At 69.0% G+C, this 14485-nt stretch carries 15 protein-coding genes; 14 read left to right on the top strand and 1 reads right to left on the bottom strand.

Annotated features, from left to right (window positions below; translation table 11 throughout):
* Positions 1–49: 49 nt before the first annotated feature.
* The 9 genes from pyrR (at position 50) to EV647_RS21650 (ending at position 10670) form a co-directional block, all read left to right on the top strand.
* Entirely contained in the window at positions 50–655 is a 606-nt protein-coding gene (gene pyrR / locus EV647_RS21690) for a bifunctional pyr operon transcriptional regulator/uracil phosphoribosyltransferase PyrR (protein ID WP_134005610.1), read from the top strand.
* Positions 652–1590 (top strand): aspartate carbamoyltransferase catalytic subunit, encoded by a 939-nt coding sequence (locus EV647_RS21685; protein WP_134005608.1) that lies wholly within the window; start codon positions 652–654, stop codon positions 1588–1590. Before pyrR ends, EV647_RS21685 begins: the two co-directional genes overlap by 4 nt.
* Positions 1587–2879, top strand: a complete 1293-nt coding sequence (locus EV647_RS21680; protein ID WP_134005606.1) for a dihydroorotase — start codon at positions 1587–1589, stop codon at positions 2877–2879. The genes EV647_RS21685 and EV647_RS21680 overlap by 4 nt, the downstream gene beginning before the upstream one ends.
* A complete protein-coding gene (locus EV647_RS21675; protein ID WP_134005604.1) occupies positions 2876–3361 on the top strand; it encodes a hypothetical protein in 486 nt (161 codons plus the stop codon). The genes EV647_RS21680 and EV647_RS21675 overlap by 4 nt, the downstream gene beginning before the upstream one ends.
* Positions 3358–4491 carry a glutamine-hydrolyzing carbamoyl-phosphate synthase small subunit gene (carA, locus tag EV647_RS21670; RefSeq protein WP_134005602.1) on the top strand — a complete coding sequence of 378 codons (1134 nt, stop codon included), beginning with the start codon at positions 3358–3360 and terminating at the stop codon, positions 4489–4491. The genes EV647_RS21675 and carA overlap by 4 nt, the downstream gene beginning before the upstream one ends.
* Positions 4491–7796 carry a carbamoyl-phosphate synthase large subunit gene (gene carB, locus EV647_RS21665; protein ID WP_134005600.1) on the top strand — a complete coding sequence of 1102 codons (3306 nt, stop codon included), beginning with the start codon at positions 4491–4493 and terminating at the stop codon, positions 7794–7796. Before carA ends, carB begins: the two co-directional genes overlap by 1 nt.
* On the top strand, positions 7789–8841 hold the full coding sequence (locus tag EV647_RS21660) for a quinone-dependent dihydroorotate dehydrogenase (protein WP_134005598.1): 1053 nt from the start codon (positions 7789–7791) through the stop codon (positions 8839–8841). The genes carB and EV647_RS21660 overlap by 8 nt, the downstream gene beginning before the upstream one ends.
* Before the next feature lie 23 nt (positions 8842–8864).
* Positions 8865–9701 (top strand): orotidine-5'-phosphate decarboxylase, encoded by an 837-nt coding sequence (gene pyrF / locus EV647_RS21655; RefSeq protein WP_134006036.1) that lies wholly within the window; start codon positions 8865–8867, stop codon positions 9699–9701.
* A 468-nt stretch (positions 9702–10169) separates the two neighbouring features.
* On the top strand, positions 10170–10670 hold the full coding sequence (locus EV647_RS21650) for a DUF4037 domain-containing protein (RefSeq protein ID WP_238177326.1): 501 nt from the start codon (positions 10170–10172) through the stop codon (positions 10668–10670).
* Here EV647_RS21650 and EV647_RS21645 read toward each other — a convergent pair.
* Entirely contained in the window at positions 10640–11503 is an 864-nt protein-coding gene (locus EV647_RS21645; RefSeq protein ID WP_134005594.1) for a LysR family transcriptional regulator, read from the bottom strand. The genes EV647_RS21650 and EV647_RS21645 overlap by 31 nt on opposite strands.
* A gap of 69 nt (positions 11504–11572) precedes the next feature.
* Between EV647_RS21645 and EV647_RS21640 the strand changes: the two genes are divergently transcribed.
* From EV647_RS21640 to gmk, 5 genes are all read left to right on the top strand, one after another.
* Positions 11573–12538, top strand: a complete 966-nt coding sequence (locus EV647_RS21640; protein ID WP_238177325.1) for a DMT family transporter — start codon at positions 11573–11575, stop codon at positions 12536–12538.
* Between the two features lie 9 nt (positions 12539–12547).
* A complete protein-coding gene (locus tag EV647_RS21635) occupies positions 12548–12925 on the top strand; it encodes a hypothetical protein (protein ID WP_238157461.1) in 378 nt (125 codons plus the stop codon).
* A gap of 119 nt (positions 12926–13044) precedes the next feature.
* Positions 13045–13419, top strand: coding sequence for a hypothetical protein (locus EV647_RS21630; RefSeq protein WP_238175742.1), 375 nt, complete (start codon positions 13045–13047; stop codon positions 13417–13419).
* 117 nt (positions 13420–13536) lie between these two features.
* On the top strand, positions 13537–13851 hold the full coding sequence (gene mihF, locus EV647_RS21625; protein WP_131463267.1) for an integration host factor, actinobacterial type: 315 nt from the start codon (positions 13537–13539) through the stop codon (positions 13849–13851).
* Between the two features lie 38 nt (positions 13852–13889).
* Positions 13890–14483, top strand: a complete 594-nt coding sequence (gene gmk / locus EV647_RS21620) for a guanylate kinase (protein ID WP_131339331.1) — start codon at positions 13890–13892, stop codon at positions 14481–14483.
* Positions 14484–14485: the final 2 nt, after the last annotated feature.

Genomic DNA, 14485 nt, shown 5'->3' with positions numbered 1-14485 from the left:
CGTCCTTTAAAGACCCGTCCAGAGAGGCGGGAAAGGAGGAACGGTAGCGATGAGCCCTGCCCAGAGTGCAGAGCACCCCGAGATTTCGCAGCCGCCGAAACGCAGCAGCCGCGAGGTCCTCGACGCTTCCGACATTTCCCGGGCACTGACCCGGATCGCCCACGAGATCCTCGAGCGGAACCGCGGCGCCGACCCGGTCGTCCTGCTCGGCATCCCCAGCCGTGGAGTCCCGCTCGCGCAACGCGTCTCGGCCCGGATCCAGGCCGTTGAGGGGCAGAGCGTGCCCACGGGATCACTCGATGTGACCATGTACCGCGACGACATCGGTCTCAAACCACCGCGCGGCCTCGAACACACCGACATCCCGGCAGACGGTGTCGACGGCAAGGTCGTCGTGCTCGTCGACGACGTGCTGTTCTCCGGCCGGACGATCCGCGCGGCCCTCGACGCGCTCGGCGACATCGGCCGCCCGCGCGCCGTCCAGCTGGCCGTCCTGGTCGACCGCGGCCACCGCGAGCTGCCGATCCGCGCCGACTACGTGGGCAAGAACCTGCCGACCTCCCTGGTCGAGCGGGTCACCGTGCACCTGACCGAGTTCGACGGCGAGGACGCCGTACTGATCGCCGACAAGGCGCCGACTGGGGTGAAGGCATGAAGCACCTGCTGAGCGCCGCGGACCTGAGCCGCGACGAGGCGCAGCTGATCCTCGACACCGCCGAGGAGATGCGGTCGCTGGCCGACCGCCCGATCAAGAAGCTGCCCGCGCTGCGCGGGCGGACCGTGGTGAACCTGTTCTTCGAGGACTCCACTCGGACGCGGATCTCGTTCGAGGCGGCCGCCAAGCGGCTGTCCGCGGACGTCATCAACTTCTCCGCGAAGGGCTCGAGCCTGAGCAAGGGCGAGAGCCTGAAGGACACCGCGCTGACCCTCCAGGCGATGGGTGCCGACGGCGTCGTCTGCCGGCACGGATCGTCCGGTGCGCCGCACCTGCTGGCGAAGTCGGGCTGGATGACCGGGTCGGTGGTCAACGCCGGCGACGGCACGCACGAGCACCCGACGCAGGCGTTGCTCGACGCGTTCACGATGCGCCGGCACCTCGGCTCGCTGGAGGGCCGCCGGATCACGATCGTCGGCGACGTCCTGCACTCGCGGGTCGCGCGGTCGAACGTGCTGCTGCTCTCGACCCTCGGCGCCGAGGTCACCGTGGTCGCGCCGCCGACGCTGGTGCCCGTCGACATGAGCAGGTGGCCGTGCGCCACGTCGTACGACTTCGACGCTGTGCTGCCGAAGAGCGATGCGGTGATGATGCTGCGGGTGCAACGGGAGCGGATGAACGACGCGTTCTTCCCGAGCGCCCGCGAGTACACGCGCCGCTACGGCCTGGACAAGAACCGGATGGCGCAACTGCCGGACGAGGCGATCGTGCTGCACCCCGGGCCGATGAACCGCGGGATGGAGATCAGCGCCGAAGTCGCCGACTCCACCCGCTCCGTGATCGTCGAGCAGGTCACCAACGGCGTGGCGATCCGGATGGCCGTCCTGTACCTGCTGCTATCTGGAAGCAACGAGACCGAGGAGCAAACGGCATGACCGCATACCTGATCACCGGCGCACGGATCGTTGGCGGTGACCAAGCGGACCTGCTGATCGACAACGGCGAGATCGTTGCCATCGGCTCCGGTCTCGACGCGCCCGCCGACGCGCAGACGATCGATGCGCACGGGCTGGTCGCGCTGCCGGGTCTCGTGGACCTGCACACGCACCTGCGCGAGCCCGGCCGGGAGGACGCCGAGACGGTGTTCACCGGCACCCGCGCGGCCGCGAAGGGCGGCTTCACCGCGGTCTTCGCGATGGCCAACACCGACCCGGTCGCCGACACCGCCGGTGTGGTCGAGCAGGTCTGGCGCCTCGGCCGCGACGCCGGGTACGCCGACGTGTACCCGATCGGCGCGGTCACGGTCGGACGGAAGGGCACGCAGCTCGCGGAGCTCGGCGCGATGGCGGACTCCGCGGCCCGGGTCCGGGTGTTCTCCGACGACGGCGACTGTGTCTGGGACGCCGCGCTGATGCGCCGCGCGCTCGAGTACGTGAAGGCGTTCAACGGTGTGATCGCTCAGCACGCACAGGAACCGCGGCTCACGCAGGGCGCGCAGATGAACGAGGGGGCGCTCTCCGGCGTTCTCGGCCTGACCGGCTGGCCGAGTGTCGCCGAGGAGGCGATCATCGCCCGCGACATCCTGCTGAACGCGCACGTCGGGTCGAAGCTGCACGTCTGCCACCTGTCCACGAAGGGCTCGGTGGAGATCGTCCGCGCGGCGAAGCGCCGCGGGCTCGAGGTGACCGCTGAGGTCACCCCGCACCACCTGCTGCTGACCGAGGAGCTCGCCGCGTCCTACAACCCGGTCTACAAGGTGAACCCGCCGCTGCGCACCAAGGAGGATGTCGAGGCGGTCCGCGAGGGCCTGGCCGACGGCACGATCGACATCGTCGCCACCGATCACGCGCCGCACCCGGTCGAGGACAAGGACTGCGAGTGGAGCGCTGCCGCGTTCGGGATGACCGGCCTGGAGACAGCTCTCTCGGTGGTCCAGCAGGCGATGATCGACACGAAGCTGCTGACCTGGGCCGACGTCGCGGACCGGATGAGCTACCGGCCGGCCGCGATCGGTCAGGCCGCCGAGCACGGCCGCCCGCTGGAGGCCGGTGCGCCGGCGAACGTCGTCCTCTACGACCCCAGGGTCGAGCGGACCGTCGTACCGGACGAGTCGGTGTCGCTGTCGCGGAACACGCCGTTCGACGGGATGACGCTGCCCGGCAAGGTGGTCGCGACGTTCCTGCGCGGTACGCCGACCGTCCTGGACGGTGAGCTCACCCGGTGAGGGCGTTCCTCGGCATTCTCGGCACGCTGCTGGTACTGGCAGCGGGCTACTTCGGCATGTACCGGGGCTGGCGGAACCGCCAGGCCCGGCAGGCCGACCTGGCGCCCCTGCCCACGGCGCCAGAAGAGACGACCCGCGGCGTGGAGGGTGTTTACGTCGCGACGACGAGCGCAGGCGACTGGATGGACCGGATCGCCGTGCACGAACTGGGCGTCCGCGCCACCGCGGACCTGGCCGTCAGTGAGGCCGGCCTGATCTTCCACCGGCAGGGCGCGGCGGATGTCTTCATCCCCGCGGACCACCTGACCGGGGTCCGGACCGACCGTGGGATCGCCGGCAAGGTGACCGCGGAGAAGTCCGGCCTGGTCGTGGTCACCTGGACCCACGACGGCCGTGAGCTCGACACCGGGTTCCGTCCGCGTCGTAAGGCCGACACCGCCGCCCTGACCGCATCCATCTCGACCTTGATCGGAGCACAATGAGCCAGCCGGCCCATCAATCGGCACTGCTCGTTCTCGAGGACGGCCGGTCGTTCGCCGGTACGTCGTACGGCGCGACCGGATCCACGTTCGGCGAGGCGGTGTTCACCACCGGGATGACCGGTTACCAGGAGACACTGACCGACCCGTCGTACCACCGGCAGATCGTCACCCAGACCGCGCCGCACATCGGCAACACCGGGATCAACGACGAGGACGACGAGTCGCAGAAGATCTGGGTCGCGGGGTACGTCGTCCGCGACCCGGCCCGGATCCCGTCGAACTGGCGCGCGAAGCGATCGCTCGACGACCAGCTGAAGGGTCAGCAGATCGTCGGGATCTCCGGGATCGACACCCGCGCGCTGACCCGGCACCTGCGGGAGCGTGGCGCGATGCGCGCCGGGATCTCCACCGAGATCCTGGACCCCGCCGAGCTGCTCCAGAAGGTCCTCGAGCAGCCGCCGATGGTCGGCGCCGACCTCGCGTCGGAGGTGACGACGCATCTGCCGTACGTCGTACCGGCCGAGGGGGAGAAGCGCTTCACGGTGGTCGCGCTCGACCTCGGGATCAAGACGATGACGCCGAAGCGGATGTCCGAGCGCGGCATCGAGGTCCACGTGATGCCTGCGAACACCTCTTTGGACGAGATCCTCGCGGTGAACCCGGACGGCATCTTCATGAGCAACGGCCCGGGCGACCCGGAGACCACCGAGCACCCGACCACGCTGCTGAAGGAACTGCTGCAGCGGGGGAAGCCGTACTTCGGGATCTGCTTCGGCAACCAGGTGTTCGGACGGGCGCTCGGACTGGGCACGTTCAAGCTCAAGTACGGGCACCGCGGGATCAACCAGCCGGTGCTCGACCGGGCCACCGGCAAGGTCGAGATCACCGCGCAGAACCACGGGTTCGCGGTGGACGCGCCGATCGGGGAGACGGTGGAGACGCCGTACGGAACGGCGGAAGTCAGCCACGTCTCGCTCAACGACAACGTCGTCGAAGGACTCAAGCTGACCGGCAAGGACGGCCGCGTGCTGGCCTTCTCGGTCCAGTACCACCCGGAGGCGGCGGCCGGTCCGCACGACTCGGCGTACCTCTTCGACCGGTTCGTAGAGCTCATGGAAGGGCGGAACTGATGCCGCGCAGGACAGACATCGATTCGGTCCTGGTGATCGGATCCGGACCGATCGTGATCGGCCAGGCCTGCGAGTTCGACTACTCCGGGACCCAGGCCTGCCGGGTGCTGAAGGAGGAGGGGTTCCGGGTCGTCCTGGTGAACTCCAACCCGGCCACGATCATGACCGACCCGGAGTTCGCCGACGCCACGTACGTCGAGCCGATCACCCCGGAGTACGTCGAGAAGGTGATCGAGAAGGAGCGCCCGAACGCGCTGCTCGCCACCCTCGGCGGGCAGACCGCGCTGAACGCGGCGATCGCCCTGCACGACAACGGCGTACTGGAGAAGTACGGCGTCGAGCTGATCGGCGCGTCCGTCGACGCGATCCAGCGCGGCGAGAACCGGGAGTCGTTCAAGCAGATCGTCGAGAAGCTGGGTGCGGAAACAGCGCGTTCCCGGATCTGCCACACGCTCGACGATGTGATGGGTGCGGCCGCCGAGCTCGGCTACCCGCTGGTGGTGCGGCCGTCGTTCACGATGGGCGGCGTCGGCTCCGGGATGGCCTACGACGAGGCGGACCTGCGCCGGATCGCCGGCGCCGGACTGCAGGCCAGCCCGACCACCGAGGTGCTGATCGAGGAATCGATCCTCGGCTGGAAGGAGTACGAGCTGGAGGTGATGCGCGACAAGGCCGACAACGTCGTGATCATCTGCTCGATCGAGAACGTCGACCCGATGGGCGTGCACACCGGCGACTCGGTCACGGTCGCGCCGGCGATGACGCTGACCGACCGCGAGTACCAGGTGATGCGGGACCTCGCGATCGGCATCATCCGTGAGGTCGGCGTCGACACCGGCGGCTGCAACATCCAGTTCGCGGTCAACCCCGACGACGGTCGCCTGATCGTCATCGAGATGAACCCACGGGTGTCCCGCTCGTCGGCGCTGGCGTCGAAGGCGACCGGCTTCCCGATCGCGAAGATCGCCGCCAAGGTCGCCATCGGCTACACGCTGGACGAGATCCCGAACGACATCACCCGGCAGACGCCGGCCAGCTTCGAGCCGACGCTGGACTACGTGGTGGTGAAGGTGCCGCGGTTCGCGTTCGAGAAGTTCCCGGCCGCGGACGCCACGCTGACCACGCACATGAAGAGCGTCGGCGAGGCGATGGCGATCGGCCGGAACTACACCGAGGCGCTGCAGAAGGCGCTGCGGTCGCTGGAGAAGCCGGAGGCCCGGTTCTCCTGGGCCGGGCAGCCCGCCAGCGAGCTGGAGCCGTTGCTGGAGGCAATCAGGACGCCGCAGGACGGCCGGCTGCGGATCGTCATGGACGCGATCCGGGCCGGTGCCACGCCGGAGCAGATCTTCGACGCGACCAAGATCGACCCGTGGTTCGTGGACCAGTTGTACCTGATCCACGAGACCGCTCTCCAGGTTGCGGTCGCGCCGCGGCTGACGCCCGACGTCATCAAGCTGGCCAAGCGGCACGGGTTCTCCGACCTGCAGCTCGCCGAGATCCGCGGCCTGACCGAGGACGTCGTCCGCGGTGTCCGGCAGGCGCTCGGGATCCGGCCGGTCTACAAGACGGTCGACACCTGTGCGGCCGAGTTCAAGGCCGAGACGCCGTACCACTACTCGTCGTACGACGAGGAGACCGAAGTCGCACCGCGTGACACCCCCGCCGTCCTGATCCTCGGCTCCGGGCCGAACCGGATCGGCCAGGGGATCGAGTTCGACTACTCCTGCGTGCACGCGTCGATGGCGCTGCGCGAGGCCGGCTACTGCACGGTGATGGTGAACTGCAACCCGGAGACGGTCTCGACCGACTACGACACCTCCGACCGGCTGTACTTCGAGCCGCTCACCTGCGAGGACGTGCTCGAGATCGTGTACGCCGAGTTGCAGGCCGGACCGGTCGCCGGCGTGATCGTCCAGCTCGGCGGCCAGACGCCGCTCGGGCTGGCGCAGCGCCTCGCGGACGCCGGCGTCCCGATCGTCGGGACCTCGCCCGAGGCGATCCACCTGGCGGAGGAGCGCGGCGCGTTCGGCAAGGTGCTCGCGGATGCGAAGCTGCCGGCGCCGAAGCACGGTACGGCGATGTCGGCCGAGGCGGCCCACGCCGTCGCCGAGGAGATCGGGTTCCCGGTGCTCGTCCGGCCGTCGTACGTGCTGGGCGGTCGCGGGATGGAGATCGTCTACAGTTCGGCCGAGCTGACCGCGGCGCTGGACCGGCTGAGCGCCGGCTCGGGCTCGTGGGAGCACCCGGTGCTGATCGACCGGTTCCTCGACGACGCGGTCGAGATCGACGTCGACGGGCTGTTCGACGGCGAGGAACTGTTCCTCGGCGGCGTGATGGAGCACATCGAGGAGGCCGGCGTGCACTCCGGCGACTCGTCCTGTGCGCTGCCGCCGATCACGCTCGGGAACGCGGACATCGAGAACATCCGTCGCTCGACCGAGGCGATCGCGCGCGGAGTCGGCGTACGGGGCCTGCTGAACGTCCAGTACGCGCTCGCCGGTGACGTCCTCTACGTGCTGGAGGCGAACCCGCGGGCTTCCCGGACGGTGCCGTTCGTGTCGAAGGCGACCGCGACACCGCTGGCCAAGGCCGCGGCCCGGGTGATGCTCGGGGCAACCATTTCTGAGCTGCGGAGCGAGGGTCTGCTGCCGGCTATCGGGGACGGCGGGACGCTGCCGCCGACGACGCCGATCGCGGTCAAGGAGGCAGTGATGCCGTTCAACCGGTTCCGGACCATCGACGGTTCGTCGGTCGACACCGTGCTCGGGCCGGAGATGAAGTCCACCGGCGAAGTGATGGGCATCGACGACACGTTCGGTACGGCCTTCGCCAAGTCGCAGGCGGGGGCGTCGCAGCCGCTGCCGATCAACGGCAAGGTGTTCGTGTCGGTCGCGAACCGGGACAAGCGGCACATGATCTTCCCGGTCAAGCGGCTGGCAGATCTCGGCTTCCAGATCTACGCGACCGAAGGCACGGCCGACGTCCTGCGGCGCAACGGCGTCGAGGCGGTCACGGTCCGCAAGAGCAGCCAGGGCCCCGGCCCGAACGGTGAGCCGACGATCGTCCAGATGGTCCAGGACGGCGAGCTGAACCTGATCGTCAACACGCCGATCGGGATCACCCAGGGCGGTTCGCCGCGGATCGACGGGTACGAGATCCGCAGCGCGGCGGTGGCGCGGAACATCCCGTGCATCACCACCGTGCAGGGGCTCGCGGCCGCGGTCCAGGGGATCGAGGCGCAGCGCGCCGGCGACATCGGCGTCCGGTCGCTGCAGGACTGGGTGCCGAGGATCCGCGGTGTATAGGCGAGTGGTCCGGCCGGTCCTGTACCGGCTGGGTCGCGGTGACGCGGAGGTCGCCCACGAGCAGACGCTGAACGGTATGCGCCTCCTGGGGCGCATACCGGGCGCCGCCGCTGCCGGGTCCCGCCTGTTCGGCGTCCCGGCTCGTCGCGGCCACTCGGCCTCGGCTCGTACGGTCTTCGGGATCCGGTTCCCGTCACCGGTGGGCCTGGCGGCCGGCATGGACAAGAACGGGATCGCCCTGCGCGCATGGCCCGCGATCGGGTTCGGATTCGTCGAGGTCGGCACCGTGACGGCGCATCCGCAACCGGGCAACGAGAAGCCTCGGTTGTTCCGCCTCGTCGAGCACGAGGCGGTCATCAACCGAATGGGCTTCAACAACCTCGGCAGCGAGGCGTTGGCCGCGCGATTGGCGGCGTACGGCGACCTGGGTTACCCGCTCGGCATCTCGATCGGGAAGTCGAAGGTGACACCACTGGAGGAGGCGGTCGAGGACTATGTGACCTCACTGCGCCGCCTCTACCGGTACGGCGACTACTTCGCGGTCAACGTCTCCTCGCCGAACACCCCGGGATTGCGCTCTCTCCAGGACACCGGCCACCTCCGCGAGTTGCTGACCGCGCTGCACGCCGAGGCTGCCTCGTTGACCGTCGCCGGGTTGGCGCCGAAGCCGATCCTGGTGAAGATCGCGCCGGACCTGACCACGTCGGCGATCGACGAGCTCCTCCAGGTCTGCACCGGCACCGGTGTCGCCGGGATCATCGCCACCAACACGACGATCGACCGGGCGGGAGTCTCCGGGCATCCGCTGGCGGGTGAGACCGGCGGCTTGTCCGGGCGGCCGCTGGCCGAGATGTCGGCGAAGGTCGTCGCGCACATCCACGCGGAAACCGGGGGAGCGCTCCCCGTGATCGGAGTCGGGGGGATCGTGGAACCGTCGGACGCGGCCCGGCTCTTCGACGCGGGCGCGAGCCTCGTCCAGGTGTACACAGGATTGATTTATCGCGGGCCGGGGCTGATCCGGCAGATCAACAGGAGATTGCCTTGAGCAACGAGACCTTCGGGAGCGACATGCGGAGCAAACCGTTCGGGACCCGGTTGCGGGCAGCGATGGACACGCGCGGGCCGTTGTGCGTCGGCATCGACCCGCATGCACACCTGCTCGACGCCTGGGGTCTGCCCGACACCGCGGAGGGCCTGGCCTCGTTCACGTACGGCGTCGTGGACGCGCTCGCCGACCGGGTCGCGGTGTTCAAGCCGCAGTCCGCGTTCTTCGAGCGCTTCGGGTCGGCCGGGATCGCCGTGCTGGAGCAGGCGACGATCCGGCTGCGGGAGGCCGGGGCGCTGGTGATCATCGACGCGAAACGCGGTGACATCGGTTCGACGATGGCCGGCTACGCGTCGGCGTACCTGGCCGAGAAGGGGCCGCTGGCGTGTGACGCGCTGACGGTCAGCCCGTACCTCGGATTCGGGTCGCTGCAGCCTGCGATCGACGAGGCCCGGGAGGCGGGGGCGGGGTTGTTCGTCCTCGCGCTCACCTCGAACCCGGAGGGCCCGCAGTTCCAGTCGGCCCGCACCGCCGACGGCTCGACAGTCGCCGGCGCGGTCCTCGACGGTCTGCGCGCGTTGAACGCCGACGCGGACGGCCTCGGTTCCTTCGGTGCGGTTGTTGGGGCCACCATCAGTTCCACCGATGAGAACCTGGACATCAACGGACCGCTGCTCGCACCGGGCCTCGGCGCCCAGGGCGGCACGGCCGAGGGGCTCATCGAGGTCTTCGGGTCCGCGGTGCGCAACGTCGTACCGTCCAGCTCCCGGGAAATCCTCGGAGCCGGTCCTGACGCCACGGCCCTCCAGGACGCGGCCGCGCGCACGAACGACGCCTACCGGACGGTGCTGGGGTACTAACGCCTAACCGCGCCACGGAACCTGTCCCGCCCCACCATCTCAGGGGCCAACCGGCTCTCCTGGCCGATGTGTGAGTGGTGATCAACCCGATCTGGGGTCGTACGACAGGTAGTCGTGCGTCGGGACCTGGTATTGCCTGTTCCTAGTCACCAGTGCCTGTCCCGACTCCCCGCTCCCCGAACTCCGGTGTGCCGAACGCCTGCATTGTCCGGGATCGCGCCGAGTCGTGGCGTCTGCGTGGCGGATCTGCGGCTCGACAGTACGTATGTGTCCACTGTCGGTGTCCGCCACGCTCAGCAGCGTGCCCGATCGGGCCGAGGAACCCGACATGTCCTGTCGAGCTGCAGAACAAGGCCGGGTATGCGATCTTCGTCGGCATGGGTTCGGGGTTGGAGTTGTGCCGCAGGTTCTACAGCGAGGTTGTCGGGCCGGAAGTCGACGTGCCGCACAGTGCGGGGTTGCTGGGACGTGGGTCGGAGGTGCTCGGGTACCGGGTACGTCGGCGACGATCTCGGGTCGGCGTTGATCGGCGCGCGTATGGTCGAGGACCTGATGCGGTTGTGCTTCCTCATGGAGCGGCAGTACGCGCCGTACTCGAAGTGGTTCGGGACCGCCTTCGGCCGGCTGTCCTGCGGTCCGTCGATCGGGCCCCTGTGCCGCGAGGTGTTGCGGGCGGAGAGCTGGGAGGAACGTGAGGAAGCGCTCTCCGCCGCGTACCGAGCCGTGGGGGAGTTGCACAACCAGCTCGCGATCACCACGCCGGTCGAGCTCGGCGTCGTACGGATGTGCGACCGGCCGTTCAAGGTCGTCTGGGGTGACTTCATCGGCGCGCTCACCGCCGACATTCAGGATCCAGAGGTACGGCGACTTCTGGATCGCTGGCCGGTCGGCGGGATCGAGCAGGTCCGCAGTGTGCTGTGGCGAGTGGCGGACCGTCGTCAGCTGTTCGGGCTGCTCGACTCCCGGTAGAGCGCGATCAACAGGTCGACGGCCGCCCGCGCCGCCGGATGCGGGTCCTCGCGATGCCAGATCAGGTGTACGTCGACCGGCGGCGCGTCCCGCAGCGGGCGGTACACGACCCCGTCCCGCCGGTACTGCGTCGAGGTCGCCTGCGGCGTCACGCCGACGCACCGCCCGGACGCGATCGCGGCCAGCCAGTCGTCGACGTCCTGGGTGTACTCGAGTACCGGGCGAGCGCTCTCCGGCCAGAGATCGGCCGTGGTGCTCCCGGTACGCCGGTCGATCACGAGAGTCCGGTCCCGCAGCTGATCGAGCGTCAGCGCCCGTTTGCGAGCCAGCCGGTCGTCGGCGGGCAGAGCGCAGTACCGCCGTTCCTGTGTCAGCAACACGTGCCCGAATCGCCGCAGCTCCAACTGACTGCGGACGACCGCGAGATCGCACAGGCCCTCGGCGAGCCCGCCGGTCGCGGTGTTGGTGCGGATCAGCTGCAGCTCGATGCCGGGATGCTCCGCCGCCCACCGGCGCTGGAACTCGCGGGTGCGGCTCCCGAACGCCGACCACGCGTGGCCGACCCGCAGACGCGTGTGACCACTCGTCGCCTCACTCACGAGCTCGTCGATCTCCGCGAGGATGTGCCGCGCCCGCGCAAGCACCCGGACACCGGCCGTCGTCGGGGTGAGTGAGCGACTGGTTCGGTGCAGCAGGCGCACGCCGAGTTCGCGTTCGAGGGCCAGCAGGTTGCGGGACACCGCGGCCTGCGAGATCCCCAGCTCGATCGCGGCGTCGGTGAACGTACCCGAGTCGACGATCTCCACCAGGCACCGCAGCTGCCGGATATCCATGACTCCAGCGTATAGATCGGCGGCCCGATGCATTTTGCGCGGGTCCGCGTCGGGCGGACGCTCGTGGTCGTGAGGCGAGAACGGTTGGTCGGTGTGGTGATGATGCTCGGGAGCGGGCTGTCGACGCAGGTCGGTGCGTCGGTGGCGGCGCTCGCGTTCCCGGTGATCGGGCCGGCGGGCGTGGTGGCGATCCGGCAGTGGGTCGCGGCGATCCTGCTGCTCGCGATCGGGAGACCGCGGCTGCGGTCGATCACGGCCCCGCAGTGGCGCCTGGTCATCGGGCTGGCGGCGGTCTTCGCCGTGATGAACCTGTCCCTGTATACAGCCATCGACCGCGTCGGCCTGGGTCTCGGCGTCACGCTGGAGTTCCTGGGTCCGCTGGCCGTTGCGCTCCTCGGGTCGCGGCGCGTGCTCGACCTGGCCTGCGCCCTCGTCGCCGCGCCCGCAGTCGTCCTGCTGGCCCGCCCGCAGGCAACGACGGACTACCTGGGGATCGGGCTGGGTCTGCTCGCCGCGCTGTGCTGGGCGTTCTACATCCTGCTGAACCGGAAGGTCGGGCGAGAGTTGCCTGGCGCAACCGGTTCGGCCGCAGCGGCAGGGTTGTCGGGACTCGCATACGTCCCGATCGGCGTGGTCGTGCTGCTGCATCACCCACCGACGTTCGCCGCAGCGTCGTACGCGCTGGTTGCCGGTGTGCTGTCGTCGGCCGTGCCGTTCCTCGTTGATCTGTTGACGTTGCGCCGCGTCCCGGCGCAGTTCTTCGGTGTGTTCATGAGCGTGAATCCGGTACTCGCGGCACTCGTCGGGCTGGTCGTTCTGCACCAGCAGCTGGCGATGCTGGACTGGCTGGCGATCGTCGTGATCGTTTCCGCGAACGCGGTGGCCATCTCCTTCGGTGGCGACGCGCTACATCACAACCGGGTTCCAGTCGGCGGGTGCGACGTTCTTCACGGCGTGCCGGAGCTCGCGGTGACCCCGGCGTTCGGAAAGGTGTCGGCGGACGGGGAGCCACTGACTTCCCGCGCGACACAGTGAAGGAACACGATGCGGAAGCTGGCAGCCCTCGCGGCCGTTGTGACGATGAGTGTTGGCGCCCTGACGGCCTGCTCGGGCGGCGACTACTGCGGAGACCTGAAGGGCTACGTCGACTCGGCGAAGGACCTGGACATCAAGGACTCCGACGCGGTCGGCAAGATGCTGGACCAGGCGAAGAAGGTGTCGAAGTCGGCGCCGAAGGACCTGCAGGACGACTGGAAGACTGTCATCGACTACGCCGAGAAGGCGCAGGACGCCAAGGGTGACACGAACAAGCTGATGGAGCTGGCCAAGTCCGACGGTTCCAAGATCCAGCCGGCGATGGACGCGATCACCAAGCAGGCGAAGGACACCTGCAAGATCGACCTGCCGGGTTCCGGTAGCTGACCTGTCGTTGGCCTGCCGCCGGCGCAGCCTGGTGGGACGGCTCTGCCCGTTCCGTCCCACCAGCGCGTGCCCGGCCGCGGTTTCGCCCCGTAGTCCCGCCTACCTGTAGCGTGAACGTCGTGAAGCGCTCTCTCGCCGTTCTCGCGACCATGGCCGCAACCGCCGGTGTGCTGACTGCCTGCACCGACGAGCAGGCGTACTGCGTGGACCTCGCCAAGTACGCCGCCAAGGCAGTCGACGTCGACCCGCAGAAGCCGGTCGACTACGTGAAGATCCTGGACGAGGCGAAGAAGCTCCAGGAGTCCGCGCCGAAGGACGTGAAGGACGACTGGGGTGTCGTCGTCACGTTCGCGGAGAAGGCCAAGAAGGCCGGTACGGACGCCGCCCAGCTGGCCGAACTGAGCAAGCAGACCGGCGGCGTGATGACGGCGTACAAGAACATCACCAGCCAGGCGAAGGACAGCTGCAAGGTCGACCTTCCGGCACTGAACTGATCAACTGATCGTTCCAATCGCCCGCTTGTCCCGCGACTGGATTCCACCACGACTCAATCACGGGCTGAACCCGTGTTAGGTTCCCTTGCGAAGCCATACAACGGGACAGGTGAAACGGTGCCACTTCCTTCTTTGACGCCGGAGCAGCGTGCGGCCGCTCTGGACAAGGCCGCGGCGGCGCGGCGTGAACGAGCCGAGATCAAGAACCGGATCCGGCACTCGGGAGCGTCTCCGACGGAGGTGCTCCACGAGGGGCAGAAGAACGACGTCATCGGCAAGATGCGGGTCAGCCAGCTGCTGCAGTGCATCCCGGGCGTCGGCAAGGTCCGCGCCCAGCAGATCATGGAGCGCGCGGGGATCTCGGAGACGCGGCGGGTGCGCGGCCTCGGCTCGAACCAGATCGCCGCGCTCGAGCGCGAATTCGCCGAGTGAGCCAGACGCTGACCGGTTCGTTGGACACTGGTGTGACGATGACCACGGACCCTGGTGACACCCCGGCCCGGTTGACGGTGCTGGCCGGCCCGACGGCGGTCGGCAAGGGAACCGTCGCGGCCGACATCCGCGAACGGTTCCCGGACATCTGGATCTCGGTGTCCGCGACCACCCGCAAGCCGCGGCCGAACGAGGTGCACGGCGTGCACTACCTGTTCGTCTCGGACGCCGAGTTCGACCGGATGATCGCCGACGGCGAGTTGCTGGAGTGGGCGGTGGTGCACAAGGCGGCCCGCTACGGGACGCCGCGGCAGCCGGTGCTCGACAAGCTCGCCGCGGGTCGGCCGGCCCTGCTGGAGATCGATCTGCAGGGCGCGCGCCAGGTCCGCGCGACGATGCCGGAGGCGCAGTTCGTCTTCCTGGCCCCGCCGAGCTGGGACGAGCTGGTCCGTCGTCTCCTCTACCGCGGCACCGAGACGCCGGAGGAGCGGGAGCGGCGGCTGGAGACCGCGACCGTCGAACTGGCGGCCGAGAAGGAGTTCGACGTGACGATCGTGAACGCCTCGGTTCGGGAAGCCGCCGATCAGTTGGTAAAGTTGATTCGATCACCCCACATCTCTGGAAAGGCCTGACC

Origin of the sequence: Kribbella sp. VKM Ac-2566 (assembly GCF_004366005.1) — a bacterium.
Classification (GTDB): Bacteria; Actinomycetota; Actinomycetes; order Propionibacteriales; family Kribbellaceae; genus Kribbella; species Kribbella pratensis.
The sequence above is the reverse complement of the archived record's forward strand: the minus strand, read 5'-3'. Positions and strand labels throughout refer to the sequence as shown.